20 protein-coding genes are annotated in these 23,593 nt (G+C 68.8%); 7 read left to right on the forward strand and 13 right to left on the reverse strand.

Annotation, left to right across the window (positions count from 1 at the left end):
- Both smrA and RTO53_RS12115 read right to left on the reverse strand, forming a co-directional pair.
- The coding region (smrA, locus tag RTO53_RS12110; RefSeq protein WP_312238022.1) for a multidrug efflux ABC transporter SmrA at nt 1–1,565 on the reverse strand (1,565 nt) is incomplete at its 3' end.
- An 89-nt stretch (nt 1,566–1,654) separates the two neighbouring features.
- Nucleotides 1,655–3,232 carry a serine hydrolase gene (locus tag RTO53_RS12115; protein WP_312238023.1) on the reverse strand — a complete coding sequence of 526 codons (1,578 nt, stop codon included), beginning with the start codon at nt 3,230–3,232 and terminating at the stop codon, nt 1,655–1,657.
- A 130-nt stretch (nt 3,233–3,362) separates the two neighbouring features.
- Here RTO53_RS12115 and RTO53_RS12120 point away from each other — a divergent pair, with 130 nt between their 5' ends.
- Nucleotides 3,363–3,803, forward strand: a complete 441-nt coding sequence (locus RTO53_RS12120; RefSeq protein WP_312238024.1) for a VOC family protein — start codon at nt 3,363–3,365, stop codon at nt 3,801–3,803.
- A complete protein-coding gene (locus RTO53_RS12125) occupies nt 3,800–4,618 on the forward strand; it encodes a DUF72 domain-containing protein (protein ID WP_312238025.1) in 819 nt (272 codons plus the stop codon). Before RTO53_RS12120 ends, RTO53_RS12125 begins: the two co-directional genes overlap by 4 nt.
- Nucleotides 4,619–4,709: 91 nt before the next feature.
- Here the strand turns inward: RTO53_RS12125 and RTO53_RS12130 are convergent, their stop codons facing one another.
- The gene (locus RTO53_RS12130; protein WP_312238026.1) at nt 4,710–5,369 is read right to left on the reverse strand and encodes a Pr6Pr family membrane protein; all 660 of its coding nucleotides are present in this window, start codon (nt 5,367–5,369) and stop codon (nt 4,710–4,712) included.
- A 77-nt stretch (nt 5,370–5,446) separates the two neighbouring features.
- Between RTO53_RS12130 and RTO53_RS12135 the strand changes: the two genes are divergently transcribed.
- Entirely contained in the window at nt 5,447–6,394 is a 948-nt protein-coding gene (locus tag RTO53_RS12135; protein WP_312238027.1) for a DMT family transporter, read from the forward strand.
- Between the two features lie 33 nt (nt 6,395–6,427).
- On the opposite strand, the gene RTO53_RS12140 is transcribed toward RTO53_RS12135, so the two are convergent.
- From RTO53_RS12140 to RTO53_RS12165, 6 genes are all read right to left on the reverse strand, one after another.
- A complete protein-coding gene (locus tag RTO53_RS12140) occupies nt 6,428–7,588 on the reverse strand; it encodes an AAA family ATPase (RefSeq protein ID WP_312238028.1) in 1,161 nt (386 codons plus the stop codon).
- Between the two features lie 67 nt (nt 7,589–7,655).
- Nucleotides 7,656–8,726, reverse strand: coding sequence for a sensor domain-containing diguanylate cyclase (locus RTO53_RS12145; protein WP_312238029.1), 1,071 nt, complete (start codon nt 8,724–8,726; stop codon nt 7,656–7,658).
- Between the two features lie 68 nt (nt 8,727–8,794).
- Nucleotides 8,795–9,517, reverse strand: coding sequence for a pseudouridine synthase (locus RTO53_RS12150; protein ID WP_312238030.1), 723 nt, complete (start codon nt 9,515–9,517; stop codon nt 8,795–8,797).
- Nucleotides 9,518–9,562: 45 nt separating this feature from the next.
- A complete protein-coding gene (locus tag RTO53_RS12155; RefSeq protein ID WP_312238041.1) occupies nt 9,563–11,194 on the reverse strand; it encodes a diguanylate cyclase in 1,632 nt (543 codons plus the stop codon).
- Nucleotides 11,195–11,379: 185 nt separating this feature from the next.
- Nucleotides 11,380–13,809: an EAL domain-containing protein gene (locus RTO53_RS12160; RefSeq protein WP_312238031.1), complete on the reverse strand. Its 2,430-nt coding sequence runs from the start codon at nt 13,807–13,809 to the stop codon at nt 11,380–11,382.
- 145 nt (nt 13,810–13,954) lie between these two features.
- Nucleotides 13,955–15,904 (reverse strand): DEAD/DEAH box helicase, encoded by a 1,950-nt coding sequence (locus tag RTO53_RS12165; protein WP_312238032.1) that lies wholly within the window; start codon nt 15,902–15,904, stop codon nt 13,955–13,957.
- 265 nt (nt 15,905–16,169) lie between these two features.
- Between RTO53_RS12165 and RTO53_RS12170 the strand changes: the two genes are divergently transcribed.
- Nucleotides 16,170–16,400, forward strand: coding sequence for an RNA-binding S4 domain-containing protein (locus tag RTO53_RS12170; RefSeq protein WP_312238033.1), 231 nt, complete (start codon nt 16,170–16,172; stop codon nt 16,398–16,400).
- Between the two features lie 31 nt (nt 16,401–16,431).
- Here RTO53_RS12170 and ubiM read toward each other — a convergent pair whose 3' ends face one another.
- The 4 genes from ubiM to RTO53_RS12190 form a co-directional block, all read right to left on the reverse strand.
- Nucleotides 16,432–17,640, reverse strand: coding sequence for a 5-demethoxyubiquinol-8 5-hydroxylase UbiM (gene ubiM / locus RTO53_RS12175; RefSeq protein WP_312238034.1), 1,209 nt, complete (start codon nt 17,638–17,640; stop codon nt 16,432–16,434).
- 99 nt (nt 17,641–17,739) lie between these two features.
- Entirely contained in the window at nt 17,740–18,135 is a 396-nt protein-coding gene (locus RTO53_RS12180) for an MAPEG family protein (protein WP_312238035.1), read from the reverse strand.
- A gap of 3 nt (nt 18,136–18,138) precedes the next feature.
- Nucleotides 18,139–18,669, reverse strand: coding sequence for a DUF4019 domain-containing protein (locus RTO53_RS12185; protein WP_312238036.1), 531 nt, complete (start codon nt 18,667–18,669; stop codon nt 18,139–18,141).
- A 59-nt stretch (nt 18,670–18,728) separates the two neighbouring features.
- On the reverse strand, nt 18,729–19,874 hold the full coding sequence (locus tag RTO53_RS12190; protein WP_312238037.1) for a hypothetical protein: 1,146 nt from the start codon (nt 19,872–19,874) through the stop codon (nt 18,729–18,731).
- A 169-nt stretch (nt 19,875–20,043) separates the two neighbouring features.
- On the opposite strand from RTO53_RS12190, the gene RTO53_RS12195 reads away from it, so the two are divergent.
- Genes RTO53_RS12195 through RTO53_RS12205 form a run of 3 tightly spaced genes read left to right on the forward strand, consistent with a single transcriptional unit; the run spans nt 20,044 to nt 23,316 of the window.
- Nucleotides 20,044–21,510, forward strand: a complete 1,467-nt coding sequence (locus tag RTO53_RS12195; RefSeq protein ID WP_312238038.1) for an AlkA N-terminal domain-containing protein — start codon at nt 20,044–20,046, stop codon at nt 21,508–21,510.
- Nucleotides 21,507–21,998, forward strand: coding sequence for a methylated-DNA--[protein]-cysteine S-methyltransferase (locus tag RTO53_RS12200; protein ID WP_312238039.1), 492 nt, complete (start codon nt 21,507–21,509; stop codon nt 21,996–21,998). The genes RTO53_RS12195 and RTO53_RS12200 overlap by 4 nt, the downstream gene beginning before the upstream one ends.
- Nucleotides 21,999–22,053: 55 nt before the next feature.
- Nucleotides 22,054–23,316: an ectonucleotide pyrophosphatase/phosphodiesterase gene (locus tag RTO53_RS12205; RefSeq protein ID WP_312238040.1), complete on the forward strand. Its 1,263-nt coding sequence runs from the start codon at nt 22,054–22,056 to the stop codon at nt 23,314–23,316.
- The last annotated feature ends 277 nt before the right edge of the window (nt 23,317–23,593 follow it).

The raw sequence follows: 23,593 nt of genomic DNA on the forward strand, positions 1-23,593 counted from the left end.
GGGGCGTCCTTCAACAGCACCCGGGCGATGGCGATGCGCTGGCGCTGGCCGCCGGACAGCTTGACCCCGCGCTCGCCCACGTGGGCGTCGTAACCGGTACGCCCTTCGCCGTCGCGCAGCGTCTCGATGAATGCCTCCGCGCGTGCCTTGGCCACCGCGCTGCGCAACTGCGCCTCGGTCGCGTCAGGACGGCCATACAGCAGGTTGTCGCGGATCGAGCGGTGCAGCAGCGACGTGTCCTGGGTGACCACCCCGATCTGCCGGCGCAGGCTCTCCTGGGTGACCGCCGCGATGTCCTGGCCGTCGATGCGGATGTGCCCGCTTTCCAGGTCGTACAGACGCAGCAGCACATTCACCAGCGTCGACTTGCCGGCACCCGACGGACCGACCAGGCCGATCTTCTCGCCCGGCTTCACGTCCAGGTTGAGCCCGGCCATCACCCCACCGGCCTTGCCGTAGTGGAAATGGATGTCATCGAAATGCACACCGCCCCGCGCCACCACCAGCGGCACCGCATCGGGGCGGTCCTGCACGGTCAGCGGCTGGGAGATGGTGGTGATGCCGTCCTGCACCGTGCCGATGTCCTCGAAGATGCCGTTGATCGTCCACATGATCCAGCCGGACATGTTGTGGATGCGGATCACCAGGCCGGTGGCCAGGGTGATCGCGCCGACGGTGATGTGGCCACCGTTCCACAGCCACAACGCGAGCCCGCAGGTGCCCACGATCAGGAAGCCGTTGACGATGGCGATGGTCACTTCCAGCCCGGTGGTCACGCGGGTCTGGCCGCGATGCTTGACCGCCAGTTCCTGGATCGATTCGGCCACGTACGCCTGCTCACGCCCGCCATGGGCGAACAGCTTCAACGTGGGGATGTTGGTGTAGCCATCGACGATTCGGCCCATCGCCTTGGAACGCGCTTCCGAGGCGATCCACGCCCGCTGTTTCGCACGTGGCACGAAGTACCACATGATCACCGCATAAGCGCCCATCCACAGCCCCAGCGGAATCATCAGCCGCCAGTCGGCCTGCGCGAACAGGTACAGCGCGGTGCCGGTGTAGACGATGATGTACCAGAGCGAGTCGACCATCTGCACCGCCGATTCACGCAGTGACGTGCCGGTCTGCATGACCCGGTTGGCCATGCTGCCGGCGAAGTCGTTCTGGAAGAAACTCAGGCTCTGCCGCACCACGTAGTTGTGCATCAGCCAGCGCGAGCGGTTGCTCAGCCCCGGCACGATGGCCTGGTTGACCAGCAGGCTGTGCAGCGACACCAGCAGCGGCCGCGCGATGAGGGTGATGCCGGCCATCCACAACAGCGTGTTGGCGTGACGGGCGAAGAAGCCGCTGCCGGGCTGCTCGGCGACCATGTCCACGATGCGGCCGAGAAAGTCGAACATCGCCACTTCCACCAGCGCCAGCAGCAGCCCGGCGATCAACGTGGCCAGCAGCACCGGCCACACCGGGCGCAGGTAATGGATGTAGAACGGCACCACCCGGCGCGGCGGCATGCGGCCGTCGAGGGGCGGAAACACCGGAATCAGCGACTCGAACCAGCGGAACATCGCAGTGCACCCGAAACAGAACAGGCCGCGATTATCCCACCGCGGCCCGTGCTTTTACTCGCGCCTCCATCACAGGCCGACGGTGGGGCTCAACCCGTGGCGTCGGCGGCGATCGGCACAAACAGCAGGTCCTGGAAATCGAAGCTGAAATCGGTCAGCGACGAGATCGCCTGCATGCGCATGTCGCGCACCTTGCCGTCCGGATCCAGGCTGAAATTGACGAACGCATCGGCGTTGAGCGAGCGGTCGTCCCAGCGCACGATGAAGGTGTCGTGCTGCCAGTGTTCCAGCGTGCCGACCAGCTGGGCGGTCTTGCCGAACCGCAGGCGCAGTTTGCCGCCGTCGCGTTCGACAGACACATCGCCATACCACGCATCGCGGTAACCGCCGGCGTAACCTGCCAGCGGCAGCGACGGCCTGCTTTTGGCATCGCGTGCCGCCTGGTGCGTTGCCCAGCCTTCGTCGGCCTTGTCCTGTGCCTTGGCCACCGCCGCGGCATACGCGCCGACCCAATCGGTCTGTGGCGCCTGCAGGTACGCATCGAGCACGTCCATGGTGATCGCGTTGAAGGCCGCGCCCACTTCCTGGTTGGTCAGCACCACGATGCCCAGCTTCTGTTCGGGCACCAGGGTCACCCGCGAGACCATGCCCGGCCAGCCGCCGGTGTGCCAGACCAGCTTCTGGCCGCGGTAATCGCTCAGGCTCCAGCCTTCGCCATAGCCGGCGAAGTTGGGCTTGGCCGCCGCCAGCTGCGGCACGCTCGGCTCGGCCACCACCTGCGGGGTGATCATCTGCCACATGCCCTGCTGGCTCTTCGCGCTGAACAGCGCCCGCCCGTTCTCCAGCGTGCCGTGGGCCAGCTGCAGGTTCATCCAGCGCGCCATGTCGTGCACGCTGGAGTAGATGCCACCGGCACCGGCGTTGTTGGACCAGGTCAGCGGGGCGACGGTACGCAACGTGCTGAAGTCGTACTTTGCATGGCCGACCGCGGCGTTGTCGCCGGGCTTGAGGTGGTCGGCGTTGTAGCGGGTACCGTCCATGCCCACCGGGTTGAAGATGTGCTGCTGCAGGAAATCGGCATAGGACTGCCCGGAGACCTGCTCGATCACCTGCTGGGCCACCGCGTAGAGAATGTTGTCGTAGGCGTAGCGGTCACGGAAACCCGCCTTGAGCGGCACCTTGGCCAAACGCTGCACGACCTCCCGGTTGCTGTAGCCGGTGGTCGGCCAGAACAGCAGATCGCCCGCTCCCAGGCTGAGCCCGCTGCGGTGCGAGAGCAGGTCGCGGATGCGCATCTCGCCGGTGACGTAGGGATCGGACATGCGGAACCCCGGCAGATGGTCGATCACCCGGTCGTCCATCTTCAGCTTGCCCTGCTCGGCCAGCAGATTCAGCGAGGTGGCGGTGAAGGCCTTGGTGTTGGAGGCAATCGCAAACAGCGTATCGGCCTGCACCGGTGCCGGCTTGCCCAGCTCGCGCACGCCGTAGCCGCGTTCGAACACCACCTGGCCATCCTTGACCACGGCCACGGCGATGCCGGGCACGTCGAACTGGCTGCGGACGCGTTCGACCGTGCTGTCCAGGCGCTGCAGTTGCGCAGGTACCGCCGCCGATGCCAACGATGCACATGCAAGCAGCACGATGCCTCCGATCCAGGATGTGTTCAAACAGTGTCTCCAGGTGCGTGTCGCGGGGACGTTGAGGCCTGCGCGGGCCCGCTCGCCGGTTTCGCACGATGGTAACGCGCGCGCGCTCAGGCTCGCCTGTGCCAGAAGGAGGACCCTCCCGGAGACCGACATGACCGCCCCTGCCGATACCGTATCCACCGTCATTCCCTGCCTGCGCTACCGCGACGCCCGGGCGGCGATCGCCTGGCTGCAGCGCGCGTTCGGGTTCGAGCCGCAGGCGGTGTATGCCGAGGGCGATACCGTCCACCATGCGCAGCTGGTCTACGGCCACGGCATGATCATGCTCGGCTCGGTCGACACCAGCAGCGACTGGGGCCGGCACAGCGTGCAGCCCGATGAGGTCGGCGGGCGCCAGACCCAGAGCGCCTGCGTGATCGTGGCCGATCCCGACGCCCATTACGCGCGGGCCGTGGCTGCCGGGGCGCAGGTGGTGATCGACATCGCCGACCAGCCCTACGGCGGCCGCGGCTATGCGTGCCGCGATCCCGAGGGGTTTCTGTGGTGGTTCGGCAGCTACGATCCGTGGCGCGCCCACGCAGGCACCGCATGACGGCCGCAGCGGGCCGCATCCGCACCGGCATCGGCGGCTGGGTGTTTCCGGCCTGGCGCGGCGGCATGTTCTACCCGGCCGGGCTGCCGCAGCGCGAAGAGCTGGCCCATGCCAGTGCCGCGTTGGGCTGCATCGAGATCAACAGCACCTTCTACCGGACGCAGAAGCCGGCCATCTACGCGCAATGGCGCGAGCAGACGCCGCCGGGCTTCCGCTTCTCGGCCAAGGCGCCGCGCACCATCACCCAGACCCATGACCTGACCAAGGTCGGGCCGCGGGTGGACGCCTTCGTCGGCGGGATCGTTGCCCTGGAAGACCGGCTGGGCCCGCTGGTGTGGCAGTTCGGGGATACCCACCCGGCCGATGCGGAGGCGTTTGACGGTTTCCTGCAGATGCTGCCGAAGCAGGCCGACGGGCGGCGCCTTCAGCATGCGCTGGAGGTGCGCAATCCGGCGGCGTGGACGCCCGAGCTGGTGACCGTGGCGCGGGCGCACAACGTGGCGCTGGTGTTCAGCGGCTCCGCCGAGCATCCGAGCTTTGCCGACCCCACCGCGGATTTCGTCTATGCGCGGCTGATGCATGCGCGCCCCAACCTGCGGGCGGGCTATCCGGAACGGGCGCTGGAGCAGTGGTGCCTGCGTGCGATGCGCTGGGCGCGCGGCGAGGACAACCCGGACCTGCCGCATGTGAGCGCCGAGGCCGCATCCACCGGTCCGCGCGAGGTCTACGTGCTGTTCATCGGTGCGGCCAAGCAGCGTAATCCTGGCGCGGCGATGGCGCTGCGCGACCAGTTGGCCCGCGTAGGGGCCACGTAGAGCCGACCGTTGGTCGGCTGCCCGTAGAGCCGACCGTTGGTCGGCTGCCTTCATCTTCCGCACCAGATCCCGATCGACCCACGCTCGACACCTACCGCCGGGCGGATGCAGCCTCGCGCGCGCCCAACCGCGCATCGATCCGCCACAACAACGCCCCCAGCGCGACGAAGGCCAGCCCCACCACCAGCGCATTGCGGGCCACCGTGGCGGCACCGAGCGCGGCCAGGTCCAGGAACGGATACGGGTACTGCCCGCTCCAACGTCCGACCAGCAGCGCCCAGCCCAGGTACACCGCCGGGAACAGCAGCGCCGCGCCGAGCTGGCGCCAGCGCAGGCCACCATGCGATCCGCTCAGCCAGCCCAGCAGGTACAACACCGGGACGGCGTAATGCAGGCCGGTGTCGGCCCACCACTGCGCCCCCTGCGGGTGCCACAGGGTGCGCAGCACCAGCACGTAGACCAGCCCGGTAATGCCGATGTACAGCGCCACGGCGGCACGCGCCGCGGGCGCGGCCATGCCGTCGCTGCGCCCACGCAGGCGTGCCAGGCAGACCGCGGCCACGCCGATGTTACTGAGGATGGTGAAGTAGCCCAACAGTCGCAGCAGTGCCTGCCCGGTGCCGGCCGTGGCGCCCACGGTCTGCAGCAGCAGCGCGTACTGCAGCGCCACCGATGCAATGGCGGTGAGCGCGGTGAGCCCGGCCAGGGCGCGGGCACGCGTGGACGGTGCGGGGAGCGGTGTGGTGTTCATTGGCGCAGGATGCCATGCCGGCTTGAACGTGAGGTGGATGGATCGCGGCGGCGCCCGGCTTGTCGCACAATAGCGGGATGCCGATGACCGATACCCGCAGAGCGCTTCTGCAAATCCATTTCTGCGTGCTGCTGTGGGGCGTCACCGCCATCCTCGGCAAGCTCATCACCCTGCCCGCCTTGCCGCTGGTGTGGTGGCGGATGCTGCTGGTGGTGGCGATGCTGGCGCTGCTGCCACGGGTGTGGCGCGGGCTGCGGCAGTTGTCGCCGACACTGTTTACCGGCTACTGCGGCATCGGCGCGCTGGTCGCGCTGCACTGGCTGACCTTCTACGGCGCGGTGAAGCTGGCCAATGCCTCGGTCGCGGCCACCTGCATCGCACTGGCACCGGTGTTCACCTCGGTGATCGAACCCTGGGTGGCCAAGCGCCCGTTCCAGCTGCGTGAGCTCGCCTTCGGCATCGCGGTGCTGCCCGGGGTGGCGCTGGTGGTGGGCGGGGTTCCGCATGGCATGCGCGTCGGCGTCCTGATCGGCGCGTTGTCGGCGCTGCTGGTGGCGGTGTTCGGCTCGCTCAACAAGCGCATGGTCAGCCATGCCGACCCGCTTACCGTGACCGCACTGGAACTCGGCGCCGGCACGCTCACGCTGACCCTGCTGGCACCGGCGCTGCCGTTCCTGCTGCCGGCGCTGGCCAGCCCGTTGTGGGTGGTGCCCAACCTGCACGACAGCGTGCTGCTGCTGGCCCTGGCCGGGTTGTGCACGTTGCTGCCGTTCGCCCTGGCGCTGGTCGCGCTGCGCCACCTCAGCGCGTACACGGTGCAACTGGTGACCAACCTCGAACCGGTCTACGCGATCCTGCTGGCGATGGTGCTGCTGAGCGAACAGCGCGAACTGACCCCGCTGTTCTACGCCGGCGTGGCGATCATCGTCGGCGCGGTATTCCTGCACCCGCTGTTGAACCGGCGCAAGCCGGTGCAGCATCCGGAAATCCTGGGTACCGCCGAAGCGCGCAACATCGCCGACTGAACCGTGCGCCGCTTGGCGGCCACCGACCGGCACCTACCGCGATGGCCAGTACCAGGCCGGCGCATCCAGCAGGCCCTGGCCGACCACGCGGGTCTGGCTGAATTCCTTGTGCAGGCGGATGCAGTGACAGGCCGGATCTTCCTGCAGCGCCGCGATCAGACGACTGGCGTGCGACACCACCCATAGCTGGCTGCGCGCGGACGCGGCGATGATCAACCGTGCCAGCGCCGGCAACAGGTCCGGGTGCAGGCTGGTCTCCGGTTCGTTGAGCACCATCAGCGGCGGCGGACGCGGGGTATGCAACGCCGCGATCAGCAGCAGGTAGCGCAACGTGCCGTCGGACAGTTCCGCCGCCGACAACGGCCGCAGCAGGCCAGGCTGCTGGAACTTCAGGTGCAGCCGGCCTTCGTGCGGTTCGATCAGCACCTGCGCACCGGGAAACGCATCGTCGAGCGCGCGCGCCAGGGCCTGCGGGTCGCCGATCTCCACGATGGTCTGCCAGGCCGCCGCCAGGTCATGGCCGTCATGGCTGAGCACCGGCGTGCGCGTGGCCAGCGGTGCCTGCCGCGCGGGTGCGTGCGGATCGCTGCGGAAATGATCGTAGAAGCGCCAGCCGCGGATCGACTCGCGCAGCGCCAGCACTTCGGGCATGCGCTGCGGATCGGCCAGTTGGGTGAACAGGCTTTCGAACACCGACAGGTGTTCGTCAACCACCTCCCACTGCCGGCCATGGCGGCGCCGCACCAGCGCGCCGCGCCGCTCGACCAGCGCATTGGCGCTGCGCAGGAACGGCCCGGCCCAGACACTCTCGCATTTGATCTGCGGGTCCAGGTCGAACATCGACCTGCTGCCCACCGGCAGTCCCAGGTCGATCGCATAGCCGAAATCCTCCGCCGCAAATCCGAGCCGCAGCGCAACCGATGGCGCGTGGGCCTGGCCCTGCACGGGAACCTCGCCCCGTGCCATGCGTGGGTCGATCCGGCTGGGCCCGGCCCACAGCGCCGAGCCCAGCCCGCCCTCGCGCGCCAGCGCCGCGGCAACGCCGCCCTGCGCGGTTTCGGCCAGCAGCCGCAGCGCCCGGTAGAGGCTGGATTTGCCGCTGCCGTTGTCGCCGGTGACCAGGTTGAGCCGTCCCATCGGCACGACCAGGTCGTAGAGGGAGCGGTAGTTGGCAATGGCCAGGGTCTGCAGCATGGCAAGGGCGGTGGCAGGCGGGATACCAGCATGCCACCGCCACGTCGCAGCGCCTGCGAATGCGCCCTCAGTCGCCGCGGACAACCTGGTTGCGGCCCTGGTGCTTGGCCCGGTACAACGCCGCGTCGGCACGCGCCAGGGTCTGCTCGACAGTGTCGCCATGGCGGTGGGCGGCGACGCCGATGCTGATGGTCAGCGGGATGCCCAGCGGCAGGTCGGCCACGGCCATGCGCAGGAAATCGCACTGCAGCTCGGCGGTGGCCAGCGCGGTGTCGGGCATCAGCACCACGAACTCTTCGCCGCCAAAGCGCGCCGCCAGCCCCTGCCCGGCAAAATGCGCGCGCAGCAACCGGGCCAGCTCGGCCAGCACGTGGTCGCCGGTGGCGTGGCCGTACAGATCGTTGACCTGCTTGAAATGGTCGATGTCCAGCAGCGCCACGGCCGTTCTGCGTGGCTGGCCATCGGCATCGCATACCGCCGCTTCCAGTGCGGCGCTCATCGCGCGACGGTTGGGCAGCCCGGTCAGCGGGTCGGTGCGGCTCTGCTCGGCCAGGTCGGCATTCTGCTGTTCAAGCAGACTGTTGTATTCGGCCAGGCGCTGTTCGTACCACGCGCGGTCGCGCATGTGCTGCTGGATTTCATGCGCGTAGCGGCGCAGTTCCATCACCAGCGAGACCTGCCGGGACAACGCGGCCAGGGCCTGGGCCTGCTCGGGGCGAAGGTGTCCCGGGCTGGCGTCGAACACGCACAACGTCCCCAGCGGCAATCCGTCGAAGCTGAGCAACGGTGCACCGGCATAGAAGCGCACGTGAGGGTCGTCCACCACCAACGGGTTGTCGTGGAAGCGCGGATCCTTCAATGCATCCTCGACCACCATCACTTGGTCCGGTTGCAGGATGGCGTGGCCGCAGAACGAGATATCGCGGCTGGCTTCGCTCGCGTCCACCGCCCGTCGCGCCTTGAACCACTGGCGGTCGCGGTCGACCAGCGTCACCGCCCCCATGCCGGTGCCGCACAAGGCCGTGGCAATGGTGACCAGATCCTCGAACGACCGCTCACTGGGCGTATCCAGGATCTGGTAGCGCTGCAGCGCCAACAGGCGCTGTTCTTCGTTGTCCGGCTTGGACGGCTTGATCATCGGGGCGGGCGTTGTCAGGTGCCTGCGCAGTCTAGCCCCGGTGCGGCGTCACCGCGTGACGCACGGCATCACCACTCCAGCTGCTTGGGCAGCAGGCCTTTCAGCTCGGCGTCGGTCAGGTTGCGCCACTGGCCCGGCTTGAGCGCGCCGAGCTTGATGTTGTCGATGCGCACGCGGCGCAGCTGGGTGACGCGGTAGTCGAACGCGGCCGCCATCAGGCGGATCTGCCGGTTCAGGCCCTGCTGCAGGGTGATGCGGAAACCGTACTTGGCCAGCTTGCTGGTGCGGCACGGCAGCGTGGTTTCCTCGCGGATGCGCACGCCGCGCGCCATGCCGCGCAGGAATTCGTCGGTGACCGGCTTGTTGACCGCCACCATGTATTCCTTCTGGTGGCCGTTCTCGGCACGCAGGATCTGGTTGACGATGTTGCCGTTGCTGGTGAGCAGGATCAGGCCTTCGGAATCCTTGTCCAGGCGTCCCACCGGGAAGATCCGCTGCTCGTGGCCGACGAACTCGACGATGTTGCCCTTGACCGAGGTTTCGGTGGTGCAGGTGATGCCCACCGGCTTGTTCAGCGCGATGTAGACGTGTTTGCGGCCACCGGCCTTCTTCGCTTCGCGGGCGCGCAGCGGCTGGCCGTCCACCAGGACCACGTCGCCCTCGCCGACCACCGCACCGGTGCCGGCCGGATGGCCGTTGACGGTGACGCGGCGCTCGCCGATCAGGCGGTCGGCTTCGCGACGGGAACAGAAGCCGGTGTCGGCGATGTGCTTGTTGAGTCGAATAGTCATGGGGCCATTATCCGGCAAACCCGGCCCGCGCAGGGCGATGGCGACTCAGACCGTCATCGGATCGCCAGCCGGGACGGCCTGCTCGGCGTCGTAGACCTGGTTGCGGCCGGCGCGCTTGGCGCAGTACATGGCATGGTCGGCGCGGCGCAGCAGCGAGGTCAGATCGTCGCCGTCGCCGCGCATCGCCGCCAGGCCGATGCTGGCTGACACGTTCAGGCCCGGGATGGCCAGGATCGCGGTGACCGCCTGGACCTGCAGGCGCACGCTCTCCAGCCGGGCCAGGGCGCTGCCGCGGCTGGCGCCGGGCAGCAGCACCAGGAACTCTTCCCCGCCCATGCGGATCACATCGTCGCGGTTGCGCACCGAATCGCGCAGGTTGCGCGCCACCGCCACCAGCACCTGGTCGCCCACCTCGTGGCCGTACTGGTCGTTGATGTCCTTGAACAGGTCGATATCCAGGAAACCGATCGCCAATGGTTGATCGTCCTGGCGCGCGCGCTCCAGGTACTGGGCCAGCAGGCGCAGGCCGGCACGGCGATTGGGCAGCCCGGTCAGCGCGTCGGTGTCGGCCAGCTGGCGCATTTCGTCGCGCTGCTGGCGCAGCCGGCCCAGACGCAGGTTCAACGCATAGGCGGACATCATCAGGAACCAGGTGGCGGCCAGCTGCAGCGTTTCGATCCGGTAGGCCACCAGCCACTGCGCGTGCAGCGCATCGGCGATGATCATGATCCACCAGGGCGCCAGCGCGCTCAGCCCGGCCAGGGCATAGCGGTCGCGGCGCGCCAGCGCCCACACGCCCACGCCCAGGCACACCACGCAGCCCAGCAGATACAGGTCTTCCAGCGCCGCCGCCCACCAGGTCAGTGCGGCCAGCCCCATCCACGGCACGCACAGGCCCACCGCCACCAGCCCCCACAGCACGGCCTGCTGCGCCGCGCGCGAGCCGGGCCAGAGCCGGTCGCCACCGTTGAGCCGCCACAGCACCGGCAGCAGCATCGCCTCGGTGAACGCGCTCAGCGCCACCAGCCACCACGAGGACCGGTCGTCCACCGGCAGCCACGGCTCGGGATAGCCGCTGAGGCCCCCCAGCACCGCCTGCCACAGCACGAACAGCAGGCACACGCCCACATAGATCAGGAAGGAACGGTCCTTGGCGGTGACGTAACCGATCAGCGCCGACAGCGCCAGCGCGATCGCCACCGCGATGCAGGCCGCGCGCACCAGCAGCCGGGCGGTGTCGTTCTGCTGCACCGGGCTGGGCGCGCCCAGCTGCACGGTGGGGATCCAGCGCGGCTTGAGCGGGGTGGCCCAGGACACCACGATGGGTTCGTGCTCACCGGCCTTGGGCACCACCACCATGCCTACCCCGGCGCGGAAGCGCGAATCGCGGGTGCGCGCGTCGTGCATGCTGCCGCAGATCTGGCGGTCGCCATGGCTGATCCGAACCTCGCCGGAGAGCACGCCGAACACGTCCACCGCCTGCGGTTCGCCCGACCAGCCTTGAGCAGGTGCCGGCACCGCCAGCACCTGCTGGTGACGCGCCAGGACATCGGCCGAGCAGGCGCGCTGCGGCGTGCGCTCGGCCGTGGCCGCGCCCAGCAGCAGTACGTCGGTGCCGACCCGGGCCGGTCCAGCCGGCACCCCGGCGGCAGCGGCGAGCGCTGGCAGCCACAGCAACAGCCACAGCCAGGCCAGCAACGGCGCTACTGCATGTTTGCCAACGACCCTGCCAAGCCTGTGCCCCACACCCCTGCCCGCCCATCGCCTTTGCCGTCACGCACGCTGCGTGCCGCCCCTGTGCGGGATTATCGCAAGATCGCGGCGCCTTCACGCTGCCGCCGTTCAGGCGCGCCCGTGGGCTGTCATGGCACCCCGCTGCGGCCGTCGGCGGCCATGCCGGTCCGCGCCGGCCACAGCGCCGGCTGGGTCATCCGCTCCAGCGCCATCGGCCGTTCGATCGCATAGCCCTGCAACCCATCCACGCCGAGCACCTGCAACTGTTCGGCGACCTCGGCCGACTCCACCCACTCGGCGATCACGGTCATGTGCAGTTCGCGGCCGATCTCGGTGATCGCGCGCACCGCTGCGCGGCTGACCGGATCGATGTCCATGTCGCGCACGAACACCCCGTCGATCTTGAGCATGTCCGCCGGCAGCTGGCGCAGGTAGCCGAACGAGGACAGGCCGGAACCGAAGTCGTCCAGGGCGACCCGGCAGCCACGCGCCTTGACCGCCTCGATGAAACTGCGTGCCTGGGCCAGGTTGCTGATCGCCGCGGTCTCGGTGACCTCGAAGCACAGCTTGCGCGCGAGCCCGCGATTGCGCTCGAGCAGGTCGCAGACGAAGGCCAGGAAGCTGGGTTCGGCGATCGACTGCGCCGACACGTTGACGTTGCACAGGCCCAGACGCTGCACATGCGCCGGGCACACCTGCAGGTGGCGGAACAGCAGTCCCAACACATGCCGGTCCAGCGCCATGCCCATGCCGTAGCGCTCGACGGCGGGCATGAAGTCGCCCGGCGTCTGCAGCACGCCTTCGGGGCTGCGCATGCGCACCAGCACTTCGTAATGCAGGAACGCCGGATCACCAACCCGCTCGATGCGCTGCGCGTAGAGCAGCATGCGGTTCTCGGCCATCGCACTGGACACCCGCGCCAGGCGTTCGGCTTCCAGCCGACGTTCCTCCAGCGCCGGGCGGCTTTCGTTGTAGCAGTGCACGCGGTTGCGGCCGGCCTCCTTGGCCGCATAGCAGGCACTGTCGGCCGCGCTCATCAGCCAGTTGACGTCCACCGCCTCGTCGGTGATTTCCACCAGACCGATGCTGCAGCTCAGCCGCGGCGAACCCTCGCCATGCTGGAAGCTGGCCTGGCCCAGGTTGCGCACGATCCGCTGCAGCACGTGCTTGGCTTCGTCCTGGCCGGCGTTGGCCAGGAACAGGGCGAACTCGTCCCCGCCCATGCGCCCCACCCAGTCGCCCTCGCGGACCGCCCCGACCAGGTAATCGGCGAAGCTGTGCAGCAACTGGTCACCGGCGGCGTGGCCAAGCCCGTCGTTGACCAGCTTGAAATAATCCAGATCCAGGTAGCACAGGCTGTGCACGCCACCGTGGCTGCGTACGTCGATGAGCGCCTGTTCGAGCAGGCGTTCGATCTCGCGGCGATTGATCAGGCCGGTGAGCGGGTCGTGGCTGGCATGGTGTTCGACTTCCCGCGCCAGCGCGTGGTTCTGCGAGACGTCCTCGACGATGGCAAACACCGTCGGTTCGCGCCCGGGCGTGCGCACGACGGTGCCGCTCCAGCGCCCCCACATCAGCCCGCCGTCGGCGCGGCGGAAGCGCAGTTCGCCGGGGCGCAGCTGGCGTATCCAGTCGATGCCGCCCTGCGCATCCAGCACCAGCTCGCCTTCCACCAGCAGGTCCTGCAGCGGCATCCCCAGCAGCGCCTCCCGGCGGTGGTCGAGGATGTCGGCCATCGCCTGGTTGGCTTCCAGCACCACCCCGGCATGATCGAGTTTGAGCATGCCCACCGTGGCCTGGTAGAACGCGGCGCGGAAACGCCCTTCCTGCTCCAGCAGGTCACGCCGCACCCGTCGCGACAGCAGCACCGCCACCAGCGTGATCAGCAGCACCGACAAGCCGCCCACCAGCAGCGTGGTCACGCGCACGATCGACGCGGTGCGCAGCAACGACAGCGAAAAGGCCTTGGCCTGCGCCTGCAGGCTGCGATCCAGCAGGTGCAGGTGGTCCAGCAGCGCCTGCCGCTGCGGTGCGCTGCCGCCGCCACTGGCGTGCATCGCCGCCGCGCGCCCGGCAATCTGCGCCAGTTGCTGCAGCCCTGCATCGGTCTGCCGCCACAGCCGCACCGCGTCGCGGAAGTAGCTCATGCGGCCCAGGTAACGGAACGAGACGATCAGGCGGTTGATGTCGCCCGGCGCGTTGCCGCCCTGCACGAAACCGCGGCGCGCCCGCGCCAGGTCCGGAACGGCCTGTTCCAGCGCCCGCCGCGCATCCAGATCGCCCAGCGGCACCGTCAACGCGGTGCGCGCTTCGGCCAGGTCGGCCGGGTCGCCCGAGCTGATATAGCGGCCCAGCGCGAAACTGGCCTGCTGCTGGCTGCGCGACCAGTGGCTCTGGCCGACGATCCACGCCGTCGAGGCCGCCTGCAGTTCCTGGATCAGCGCGGAAATGCCCACCAGCCCGATCGCCATGCCGGTCAGCAGAACGAAGCGCAGGGTCAGGCCCCGCGTGAGGTACGGTACCGCCGTTGCACCAACATCCCTGCCAGTTGCCAGCATCGCGGATCCCCCCGGAACCATGGAGTGGGTGTCAAGTCCGATGTAGTCAGGCGATCAGGCTAGAGCGGGCAATGTTGAGGCGGTGCGAAACCCGGAAACGACAACGCCAGCCCGGAGGCTGGCGTTGTCTGGACCGCCGGGGCGATCAGGCGTTGCGCGGACCGCGCGGCTTGAAGCCGTCGCGACGCGGCGGACGGTCGTTGCCGCCCGGGCCGCTGCGCGGGCCACCCGGACCACCCGGGCCGCGCGGCTTGCCACCGAACTTGGGCTTGAACGCCGGACGCGGCGACGGGGTCAGGTCTTCACCCGGCTCCACCTTGCGCATCTGAAGCTGCTGGCCGGAGACCCAGACCTTCTTCAGGTGGGTCAGCAGGTCCTGCGGCATTTCCGCCGGCAGGTCCAGCACCGAGAAGTCGTCGTGGATGTCGATGCGGCCGATGAAGCGGCTTTCCAGCCCGGCTTCATTGGCGATCGCGCCGACAATGTTGCCCGGCTTCACGCCGTGCACATGGCCCACTTCGATGCGGAAGGTTTCCATGCCCGGCTCGGCGGCACCGCGCGGGGCGATGTCACGACGCGGGGCGCGCTCGAAGCCGCCGTCGCTGTTGCCGAAGTCGCCTTCCGGACGCGGCGGACGCGGGCCACGGTCGTCTTCACGACGCGGGCCACGCTCGAAGCGCGGTTCGAAACGGGCCGGCCGCTCGCCACGGTCGTTGCTGCGCTCGTTGCGCTGGTGCGGGGCACGCTCTTCGCGCGCGCCACGCACCGGCGGGGTCAGCAGGAACGGCGAATCACCCTGCAGCAACTTGGCCAGCGCGGCGGCGATGTCGATCGCCGGCACGTTCTTCTCGCCTTCCAGGCGCTGCAGCAGGTCGCGGTAGAACTCGGTGCCGCCGGCATCGAGCGCATCGCTGATGCGGCTCATGAACTTGCTGATGCGGGTATCGTTGACCGCGTCCACGCTCGGCAGCTGCATCTCTTCGATCGGCTGGCGGGTGGCGCGCTCGATCGCACGCAGCATGCCCTTCTCGCGCGGGGTGGCGAACAGGATCGCATCACCGGTGCGGCCGGCACGGCCGGTACGGCCGATGCGATGCACGTAGCTTTCGGTGTCGTAGGGGATGTCGTAGTTCAGCACGTGGCTGATGCGCTCCACGTCCAGGCCACGGGCGGCCACGTCGGTGGCGACCAGGATGTCCAGCTTGCCTTCCTTCAGCATGCCGATGGTGCGCTCACGCTGGGCCTGCTGCATGTCGCCGTTGATGGCGGCCGCGGCCAGGCCACGGGCCTGCAGCTTCTCGGCGAGTTCTTCGGTGGCGGCCTTGGTGCGCGAGAAGATGATCATCGCGTCGAACGGTTCCACTTCCAGGATGCGGGTCAGCGCGTCCAGCTTGTGCATGCCGCTCACCCACCAGTAACGCTGGCGGATGTTGGCCGAGGTGGTCGTCTTGCTGACGATGGTCACTTCGGCCGGGTTCTTCAGGTAGGTCTGGGCGATGCGGCGGATCTGCGACGGCATCGTGGCCGAGAACAGGGCGACCTGGCGGGTCTCCGGCAGCTTCTTCAGCACCGCTTCGACGTCGTCGATGAAGCCCATGCGCAGCATTTCATCGGCTTCGTCCAGCACCAGGGTCTTCAGTTCGGACAGATCCAGGGTGCCGCGCTCGAGGTGATCGATCACCCGGCCCGGGGTACCGACGATGACGTGCACGCCACGACGCAGCGCCGACAGCTGCTGGCCGTAGGGCTGGCCGCCGTATACGGGCAGCACGCGGAAACCGGGGATGCCCGAGGAGTAGGTCTGGAACGCCTCGGCGACCTGGATGGCCAGTTCGCGGGTGGGCGCCAGCACCAGCACCTGCGGCTTGGTCTGGTTGAAATCGAGGTTGGACAGCACCGGCAGCGCGAAGGCGGCGGTCTTGCCGGTACCGGTCTGGGCCTGGCCCAGCACGTCACGGCCTTCCAGCATCGCCGGAATGGTGGCGGCCTGGATCGGCGACGGGGTTTCGTAACCGACGGTGGCAACCGCCTGCATGACAGCATCGGACAGGCCGAGGTCTGCGAACAGCAGCGGCGCGGAGGATTCTTGGGACATGGGGAACTCCAAAGCACTGCCGTTTGGGAGGCAGTGAGATAAAAAAGGGGATGGTCCGCGCTTTGGGCGCCCTTTCTTATCGCGTGCCCTGGCGCTGCTCGGTCGGAGGAGAATTCACTCGCTCAGGGGGCGATGATACCGCATCGTTCCTGAACAACGTGTACAGATTTCGGCCTGGATGCCGTTCTGCCGCGTGCTGGCGCACAATACGCGCCCTTTTCCGGCCCGGCCCGACGGCCTCGCCCCTTCCCAGGATACCCGCGCCATGCAGACCCTCGAATTTGAACTGGACCGCGACTACGTCGAGCTCAAGCAGCTGCTCAAGCTGGCCGACCTGGTCACCAGCGGGGGCGAAGCCAAGACCGTGATCGGCGACGGCCAGGTCCTGGTCGATGGCGAAGTGGAACTGCGCAAGGCCTGCAAGATCCGCGCAGGCCAGGTGGTCCAGTTCGGCGATACCGTCATCCACATCATCGCCGATTCCGACGCGCCCTGACCGGCAGGTCACCTCCGTTGGTGGTCACGCCTCAGCGCTGGGTCAGGTGGGCGGCGATCAGCTGGCGGAACGGGGCCACCCCGTGCGCCAGGCGCAACCCGGCCCGGCGCAGCACCCGGGCGGGCAGGCGGTCGTCGGTATACAGCGCGGCGATCGCGTTGGTGGCCTCATACAACGGGCGTGAGGCCAGCCGGTGGCCGCGCTCGTAGGCGGCCAGCCCACGCGGGGCGGCGATGTCGCTGCCACGCGCCGCCGCCCGGGTCAGGATCGTGGCCAGCCGATGCTGGCTGAGCAACCCCAGGTTGAACCCATGGGCGGTGACCGGATGCATGCCCACGGCGGCATCGCCGATCAATGCACAGCGATCACCGACGAACGCGTTGGCATAGACCCCCACCAGCGGATAGGCCTGTGGCCGCGCCGTCGGCCGCATCGCGCCCAGCCGGTGTTCGAAGAAGGTGCTGATGCTGCGCCCGAAGCCGTCTTCGTCCTGCGCCAGCAATGCCTCGATCTGGCGCGGTGGCAGGGTGATCACCGCCGAGGCCTGGTCGCCATTGAGCGGCAGCAGCGCCATCGTGCGCCCATAGCCGAACCACTCCCAGGCGGTGTGCTGGTGCGGCACCTCGATCTGCATCCGGCAGACCAGCATCGACCTGCCGAAGTCGCGCATGCGCGCGCCGATGCCGAGCATGCGCCGGGTGCTGGAAAAACGGCTGTCGGCGGCGACCACCAGGCGCGCGGCCAGGCGACGCCCATCGGCCAGCGTCACCACGCTGTGGCGCGGCCCGGCGACCACGCCCGCTACCCGCGTTTCATCCAGCACCTGCAGGCCGCGCTGACCCTGCACACTGTCCCACGCGGCGCGGCGGATCAGATGGTTGGGCACCAGCCAGCCCAGGTCGACACCATCGCGCTGGGTCGCCGCGAACGTCAACGCGAAGGGCGAGCCACCGTCCATGACGTTGGCGTCCCGCAACGGGGAGATTTCGGCCGGGTCCAGCCGCGCCCAGATGCCCAGCGTTTCCAGGATCTGCCGCGAGGCGTGGGTCAACGCGATCTCGCGGCCGTCGAACGCCGGCTGCGCCAGGGCGGCGCGCGGCTGTTGTTCAACCAGGGTGACGCTCAGCCCGCTGTCGGCGAGCGAGCGTGCGAAGCACAACCCGGCCGGCCCTGCCCCGACCACCACCACATCCACCGACTGCTCCGGCATTCGCTGCTGCTGCGGGCTTGCGTCCGACATGTTCCATCCTGCGGTTGCGTGTGCCTGCCAGCGTAACGCCATTGATCGAGGCCGCGCCTTGATCTGGATCAGCAGGGTCGGCCGGGGTTCACCCGTGCACTACAGCAGGACGAAAATCAGCTTGATGATGCCGATCAGCGAAACCACCCACACCAGGCTGCGCACATATGGCACCCCGGCGGCATACAGCGGCAGGTAGACCACCCGCGCCCAGAAATACAGCTGCACGGCCAGCGCGGTGGTGCCGTCCTGGCGCTGGGTCAGCACCACCGCGAGCACCGCAGCGGCGAAGAACGGAAAGGTCTCCATGAAGTTGGACTGGGCACGCTGCAGGCGCCCGGTCAGCGGCCGCACCGGCGGGCCCTGGGCATCGCGCGGCGAGGCGTTCCACTTCAGGCCGCGCTCGTGGGTCACTGCGGTGGACGCGGCAAACAGGTGCACCAGGCCGAGCACCATCGACCACACCAACATCTGGATCTCGATACTCATGGGCATTCCTCAGGGAGTGGCGGCACGCACGCTGTAACCGGCCAGACGCCAGACCCGGTCTTCGTCGAGCCGGAAGGAGACCAGCTCGCGCACCGGCTGGGCGCTGTTGGCAAACCGCGTGGGGAAACTGACGTTGATGTAGAGGCCTTCGGGCACCGTCGCGCCCGGCGCGTACTTGACCCGGGTCACCACCGGCTGCCCACGCGAGGCCAATGCGCCCAGGCGCTTGCGATCGGCCGTGAGCTGGCTGACGAACGCCTGTTCGGTGACCGATTTCTTCGCGATCGCCGAGGCGCCCTTCCAGGCCTCGGCGGCGCGGTTGGCGTCCACCAGCTGCGCCACCTGCAGGGCCGCGGCACTCAACTCGGCATCCTGCTTGTGCACCTGTGCCTGCTGTGCCGGGGTCAACGCCGGCCGTGCGACCGGTGCAGCGGCCGGTGCCGGGCGCGCCGGTGCCGGCGCCGGGGTGGCCGGGGGTGGGGTCTGCGCATGGGCCACGGCGGCCAGCAGGAACGAGGACAGCAGCAGCGGAACACGCATCGGGACACCGTTGGCTGGAAAGAAGGAGGCCAGTCTACGGGAACCCCGTGAGTGGTCCGTCAGTTGCGTTCGGCCGCCTCCGGCGGTGCCTGCCCTGCGTCACCGACAGTGCGTTCGGTCGGTGCCTCGCGCGCCGGCGTCACGCTCGACGGCAGCAGCGTGGACACATCGATTTCCGAGAGCGGGCTCTCGTCCGGGCAGGTTACATCGGGAAAGCCGAAGCGCTGCTTGAGCGTCTGTCCGCAGCTGTTCACCGCTTCCAGCTCACTGCCGTCGCGCTTGCACTCCTGGTCGAAGGCGACGAGGAAGGCGTCCTTGCGGCGCACGAAATCATCGCCGCATTTGCGCATCTGCTTGATCCGCTCCAGGTCATCCTGCACCGCGTTGGTGCCGTCCAGCCCGAACTGGCGCAGTTCCTCGCTGCTCAGCAGGCGCAGGCTGCGGTTGGGCACGGTCATCATCAGGTCGGCCACGCCCACCGCCACGCCGTTGCGCTGCAGGTAATCCTTGACGTTGTCGTAGACCTCGTGGAGTTCGCGATTGAGCTCGGCGCGCGAGGTTGCCTTGGAGCTGATCCGCATCATGCGGTGGATGCCGACCTTGCCGGCCACCAGGCGGTTGTCGCCGGCAGCCAGCACGAACACGCACGCGCTGTGGCAGACCGAGCCTTCGCGGATCCAGATGGTCCAGTTGGATTCGCCGATGCGGTCGCCGGCCACGATCGCCGCTTCGACCTGGCCGCCGCTGGAATCCAGGTCGAGGATGCGCTTGGAGATGTGATGTGCGTCGGCCACCATCGCCAGCCGCGCGACCAGTTCGGAGAAGCCGGGGTTGATCTTGCCCGCGTAGCGCACCCGCACCAGGCCGCGTTCGGCGCACGGTGCCAGCGCCGCCTCGATGCTCTGCCGATCCAGTGCTTCCAACGCGATGCCGTCACCGGCCGCGCCGGCATAATCGGTATCGCAACTGACCCATGCCTTGCCGTTCTCCAGCGCGGCCTGCGGCCAGCCCTGATCGCCGCGCTTGGGCGGCGCGGGCACCGGGGCGGGCACATCGGCGGCGTTGATCGACACCATGTGGTCGCCGTCGGCGCTCTGCGCCCGCACCGCCTTGTCGGCGGCGGTGACATTGCCTGGGTTCTCCAACTGGCTGCACCCCGCCAGGCCCAGGCACAACAACGGCAACCACCACGACTTGAGCGACATGAACAACCCGGTATCCCGACAGAGGAGCGCGCGCAGCGGCACGTGAATGCACAGTCTAGTGCGCACGGGCCGTCTGGCGGCAACCTGCCCTGAACCATGCCGTCGCGCGATTGCATTGGTGTCCGAAAATGGCGAGCCCGGCCGCCGCCCCGGGCATAGACTGGCGCCCATGGATACCGCCCTGCCCCTGGACCACGCCGCCTGCGAAAGCGCCCGACTGGCACGCGATGCGCGGTTCGACGGCGTGTTCTTCACTGCGGTGCGCAGCACCGGCATCTACTGCCGGCCGGTCTGCCCGGCACCGCCGCCGAAGCCCCGCAACGTCGATTACTACCCCACGGCCGCGGCAGCGGCAGCGGCCGGATTCCGGCCCTGCCTGCGCTGCCGGCCCGAGCTGGCCCCGGAGGCGCAGGATGCGCTCAGCAACGAAACCCTGCAGCGTGCGCTGGCGTTGATCCACGACGGCTTCCTGCAGGAGGCACCGGTAGCCGGTCTGGCCGCGCGGCTGGGGCTCAGCGCGCGCCAGCTGCAGCGCCTGTTCGTGGCCCGGCTGGGCGCGGCACCGGCGCAGATCCACGCCACCCGGCGCCTGCTGCTGGCCAAGCAGCTGCTCACCGAAACCGCCCTGCCGATCACCGACGTTGCCATGGCCTCGGGCTACAACAGCCTGCGCCGCTTCAATGCCGCGTTCGTCGAGGGCTGCGGCATGCCCCCCACCGCGATCCGCCGCCAACGCGGCAGCGTGGACGCTGGCGCGCTGAGCCTGCGCCTGGGCTACCGGCCCCCGCTGGATTTCGCCGCGATGCTCGGCTTCCTGCGTCGCCGGGCGATCCCCGGCATCGAGTGCATCGACGAGGACAGCTACCAGCGCGTGATCGGCCCGCCCGAGCGCCCCAGCGTGATCCGGGTCAGTGCCGATCCCAGGCGCCCGGAGCTGCGGCTGCAGCTGGGCCAGGTCGATCCGCGCGCGATTCCCTCGATCGTGCGCCGGGTCCGGCGCATCTTCGACCTCGATGCCGACCTGCGCATCGTGCATGCCACGCTGGGCCAGGATCCGCTGCTGGCACGCGGCATCGCCCAGCGTCCCGGCCTGCGCGTGCCCGGCGGCTGGGACGGCTTTGAAGTGGCGGTGCGCGCGGTGCTGGGCCAGCAGGTGAGCGTCGCCGCGGCCACCACCCTGGCACGCCGCGTGGTGGATCGTTTCGGCCTGGTCCTTGAGGGCATGCCGACGGGCCTGGACCGTCAGTTCCCGACGCCGCAGATGCTGGCCGATGCGCCGCTGGAAACGATCGGACTGCCGAAGACGCGTGCGGCCACCGTGCGCGCGGTCGCGGCCGCGGTAGCCGACGGACGCCTGGATTTCCAGGCCGGGCAGCGCCTGGAGCAGTTCGTCGAACGCTGCATCGCCCTGCCCGGGATCGGCCCGTGGACCGCGCACTACATGGCGCTGCGCGCACTGGCCCTGCCCGATGCGTTTCCCGCCGGCGACCTGGTGCTGCAGCAGGTGCTCGGTGGCGACACCCGCCTGAGTGAGCGCGCCACCGAAGCCCACTCGCAGGCCTGGCGCCCGTGGCGCGCCTATGCCGTGCTGCACCTGTGGCATCTGTCCACCCCCACTTCAGGAGTGACCCCATGACCTTGCTCTACGACACCTTCGACAGCCCGATCGGGCCCCTGACCGTGGCCGGCGACAGCCAGGGCATCCACCACATCCTGTTCGAGAACAACCGCTACGACGCCAAGGGCCGCGCACAGTGGCAGCACGATGCGCATGCGCTGCGCGATGCACGCACGCAGTTGCTGCAGTATCTGCAGGGCCAGCGCCAGCAGTTCGATCTGCCGTTGGCACCGCACGGCACGACGTTCCAACTGCGCGTGTGGAAGGCGCTGGCCGATATTCCGTTCGGACAAACCTGGAGCTATGTGGATCTGGCGCGGCACATCGGCCACCCCACCGCCAGCCGCGCGGTCGGTGCCGCCAACGGGCGCAATCCGCTGCCGATCGTGCTGCCCTGCCACCGCGTGATCGGCAGCAGCGGCGCGCTCACCGGTTTCGGCGGCGGCCTGCCGACCAAGGCCGCGCTGCTGCAGCTGGAAGCACAGCGCGATTCGTTGTTCGCCTGATTCCCGTGCCATCGGGTGTCTTCGCCGCGTCACCGCGGCGAACTATCATGGCCGGATGACTTCCGTTCGCCTTCCGTTGGCGCTCGCCGCCGCTCTCACGCTGGCCGCCTGCGCCACCTCGCCTTCCCCTGCGCCCGTCGGCCTCGGCGCGGCCGCGGCGCCCGCCGCGCCGCGCGCCCGACCGAAACTGCTGCTGGTCTCCATCGACGGCCTGCGCGCGGACATGCTCGATCGCGGCATCACGCCCAACCTGTCCCGTATTGTCCACGACGGCGTGCGTGCGCGCTGGATGACGCCGTCGTATCCGTCGCTGACCTTCCCCAACCACTACACGATCGTTACCGGCCTGCGCCCGGACCACCACGGCATCATCCACAACAGCATGCAGGTCGAAGACCTGGGCACGTTCCGCCTGGGCAAGCCTGAAGCGGTAACCGATGCGCGCTGGTGGGGCGGCGAACCGGTCTGGGTGGGTGCGGAAAAGGCCGGCGTGCGCACGGCGACCTGGTCGTGGCCGGGCAGCGAAGCGGCCATCCAGGGCGTGCGCCCCAGCCAATGGCGCGTCTACGACAACACCGTACCCCTGCCCGACCGCGTCGACCAGGTGCTGGCCTGGGCCGGGCAACGTGATGCGCAGGCGCCGCAACTGATCACGCTGTACATGGAACAGGTCGATCACGCCGGTCACGACAACGGCCCGGATTCGCCTGAATATGCTGCTGCGGTGGTCCAGGTCGATGCGGCGATCGGTCGTCTGCTCGATGGTCTGCAGGCGCGCGGTCTGGAGGCGGACACGAATGTCATCGTGGTCTCCGACCACGGCATGGCGAGCGTGCCTGACGGCCACACCGTCGCAGTGGAGGACATGGTCGACCCGTCGATCGCCAAGGATGTTTCAGTCGGCCAGTCGGTGGGTTTCGCGCCGTTGCCGGGCAAGCAGCAGGAGGCCGAGCGGGTGCTGCTGGGAGCACACGCGCGTTACGACTGCTGGACGCGCCAGACGCTGCCGGCACGCTGGCACTACGGCAGCAACCCGCGCATTCCGCCGATCGTCTGCCAGATGCATGAGGGCTGGAATGCGCTGTCGCGCGCGAGCATCGCCAAGCGCACGCCGGGTGATCGTGGTTCGCATGGGTATGACAACGCGCTGCCGTCGATGCGCGCGGTATTCATCGCACACGGTCCATCCTTCAAGCAGGGTGAGACGTTGCCGGGTTTCGACAATGTCGATGTCTATCCGCTGCTGACCCGCCTGCTCGGCATTCCCGCCGCACCGAACGACGGCGATCCGAAGACGCTGTTGCCGGCGTTGCGCTGATCGCGCAATACCTTCTGAACGATGCTCCTGTTTTTCGCTTGGCCCGGTTAGGTAAACAGTGCCGGAGCAACGGCGGCGAGTGCGCGCCTTTGCTGGTTTGGGCGAGGGTGTGTGGGTTCGCGGGACACGCCGTAAATCCCGCTCCGCGGCCCGGCCCAGCCTGGCGGCTGTGCGTTCAGTCGCCTGCGAGGCAATGCCTCGCAAGCAATGCGCCTTCACCCATGTAGGCTCGCGTACGCCATCCATGGCGTACGACGGTCCCGCGAACCCACACACC

Origin of the sequence: Stenotrophomonas sp. (genome assembly GCF_031995405.1) — a bacterium.
Classification (GTDB): Bacteria; Pseudomonadota; Gammaproteobacteria; order Xanthomonadales; family Xanthomonadaceae; genus Stenotrophomonas.

Coding starts and splice junctions, on each gene's coding strand:
- RTO53_RS12150 (WP_312238030.1), bottom strand. CDS start 9,517: ATGACTATTCGACTCAACAAGCACATCGCCGACACCGGCTTCTGTTCC.
- RTO53_RS12135 (WP_312238027.1), top strand. CDS start 5,447: ATGCCGATGACCGATACCCGCAGAGCGCTTCTGCAAATCCATTTCTGC.
- RTO53_RS12205 (WP_312238040.1), top strand. CDS start 22,054: ATGACTTCCGTTCGCCTTCCGTTGGCGCTCGCCGCCGCTCTCACGCTG.
- RTO53_RS12120 (WP_312238024.1), top strand. CDS start 3,363: ATGACCGCCCCTGCCGATACCGTATCCACCGTCATTCCCTGCCTGCGC.
- RTO53_RS12180 (WP_312238035.1), bottom strand. CDS start 18,135: ATGCCCATGAGTATCGAGATCCAGATGTTGGTGTGGTCGATGGTGCTC.
- RTO53_RS12125 (WP_312238025.1), top strand. CDS start 3,800: ATGACGGCCGCAGCGGGCCGCATCCGCACCGGCATCGGCGGCTGGGTG.
- RTO53_RS12165 (WP_312238032.1), bottom strand. CDS start 15,904: ATGTCCCAAGAATCCTCCGCGCCGCTGCTGTTCGCAGACCTCGGCCTG.
- RTO53_RS12130 (WP_312238026.1), bottom strand. CDS start 5,369: ATGAACACCACACCGCTCCCCGCACCGTCCACGCGTGCCCGCGCCCTG.
- RTO53_RS12145 (WP_312238029.1), bottom strand. CDS start 8,726: ATGATCAAGCCGTCCAAGCCGGACAACGAAGAACAGCGCCTGTTGGCG.
- RTO53_RS12195 (WP_312238038.1), top strand. CDS start 20,044: ATGGATACCGCCCTGCCCCTGGACCACGCCGCCTGCGAAAGCGCCCGA.
- ubiM (WP_312238034.1), bottom strand. CDS start 17,640: ATGTCGGACGCAAGCCCGCAGCAGCAGCGAATGCCGGAGCAGTCGGTG.
- RTO53_RS12190 (WP_312238037.1), bottom strand. CDS start 19,874: ATGTCGCTCAAGTCGTGGTGGTTGCCGTTGTTGTGCCTGGGCCTGGCG.
- RTO53_RS12160 (WP_312238031.1), bottom strand. CDS start 13,809: ATGCTGGCAACTGGCAGGGATGTTGGTGCAACGGCGGTACCGTACCTC.
- RTO53_RS12140 (WP_312238028.1), bottom strand. CDS start 7,588: ATGCTGCAGACCCTGGCCATTGCCAACTACCGCTCCCTCTACGACCTG.
- RTO53_RS12200 (WP_312238039.1), top strand. CDS start 21,507: ATGACCTTGCTCTACGACACCTTCGACAGCCCGATCGGGCCCCTGACC.
- RTO53_RS12185 (WP_312238036.1), bottom strand. CDS start 18,669: ATGCGTGTTCCGCTGCTGCTGTCCTCGTTCCTGCTGGCCGCCGTGGCC.
- RTO53_RS12170 (WP_312238033.1), top strand. CDS start 16,170: ATGCAGACCCTCGAATTTGAACTGGACCGCGACTACGTCGAGCTCAAG.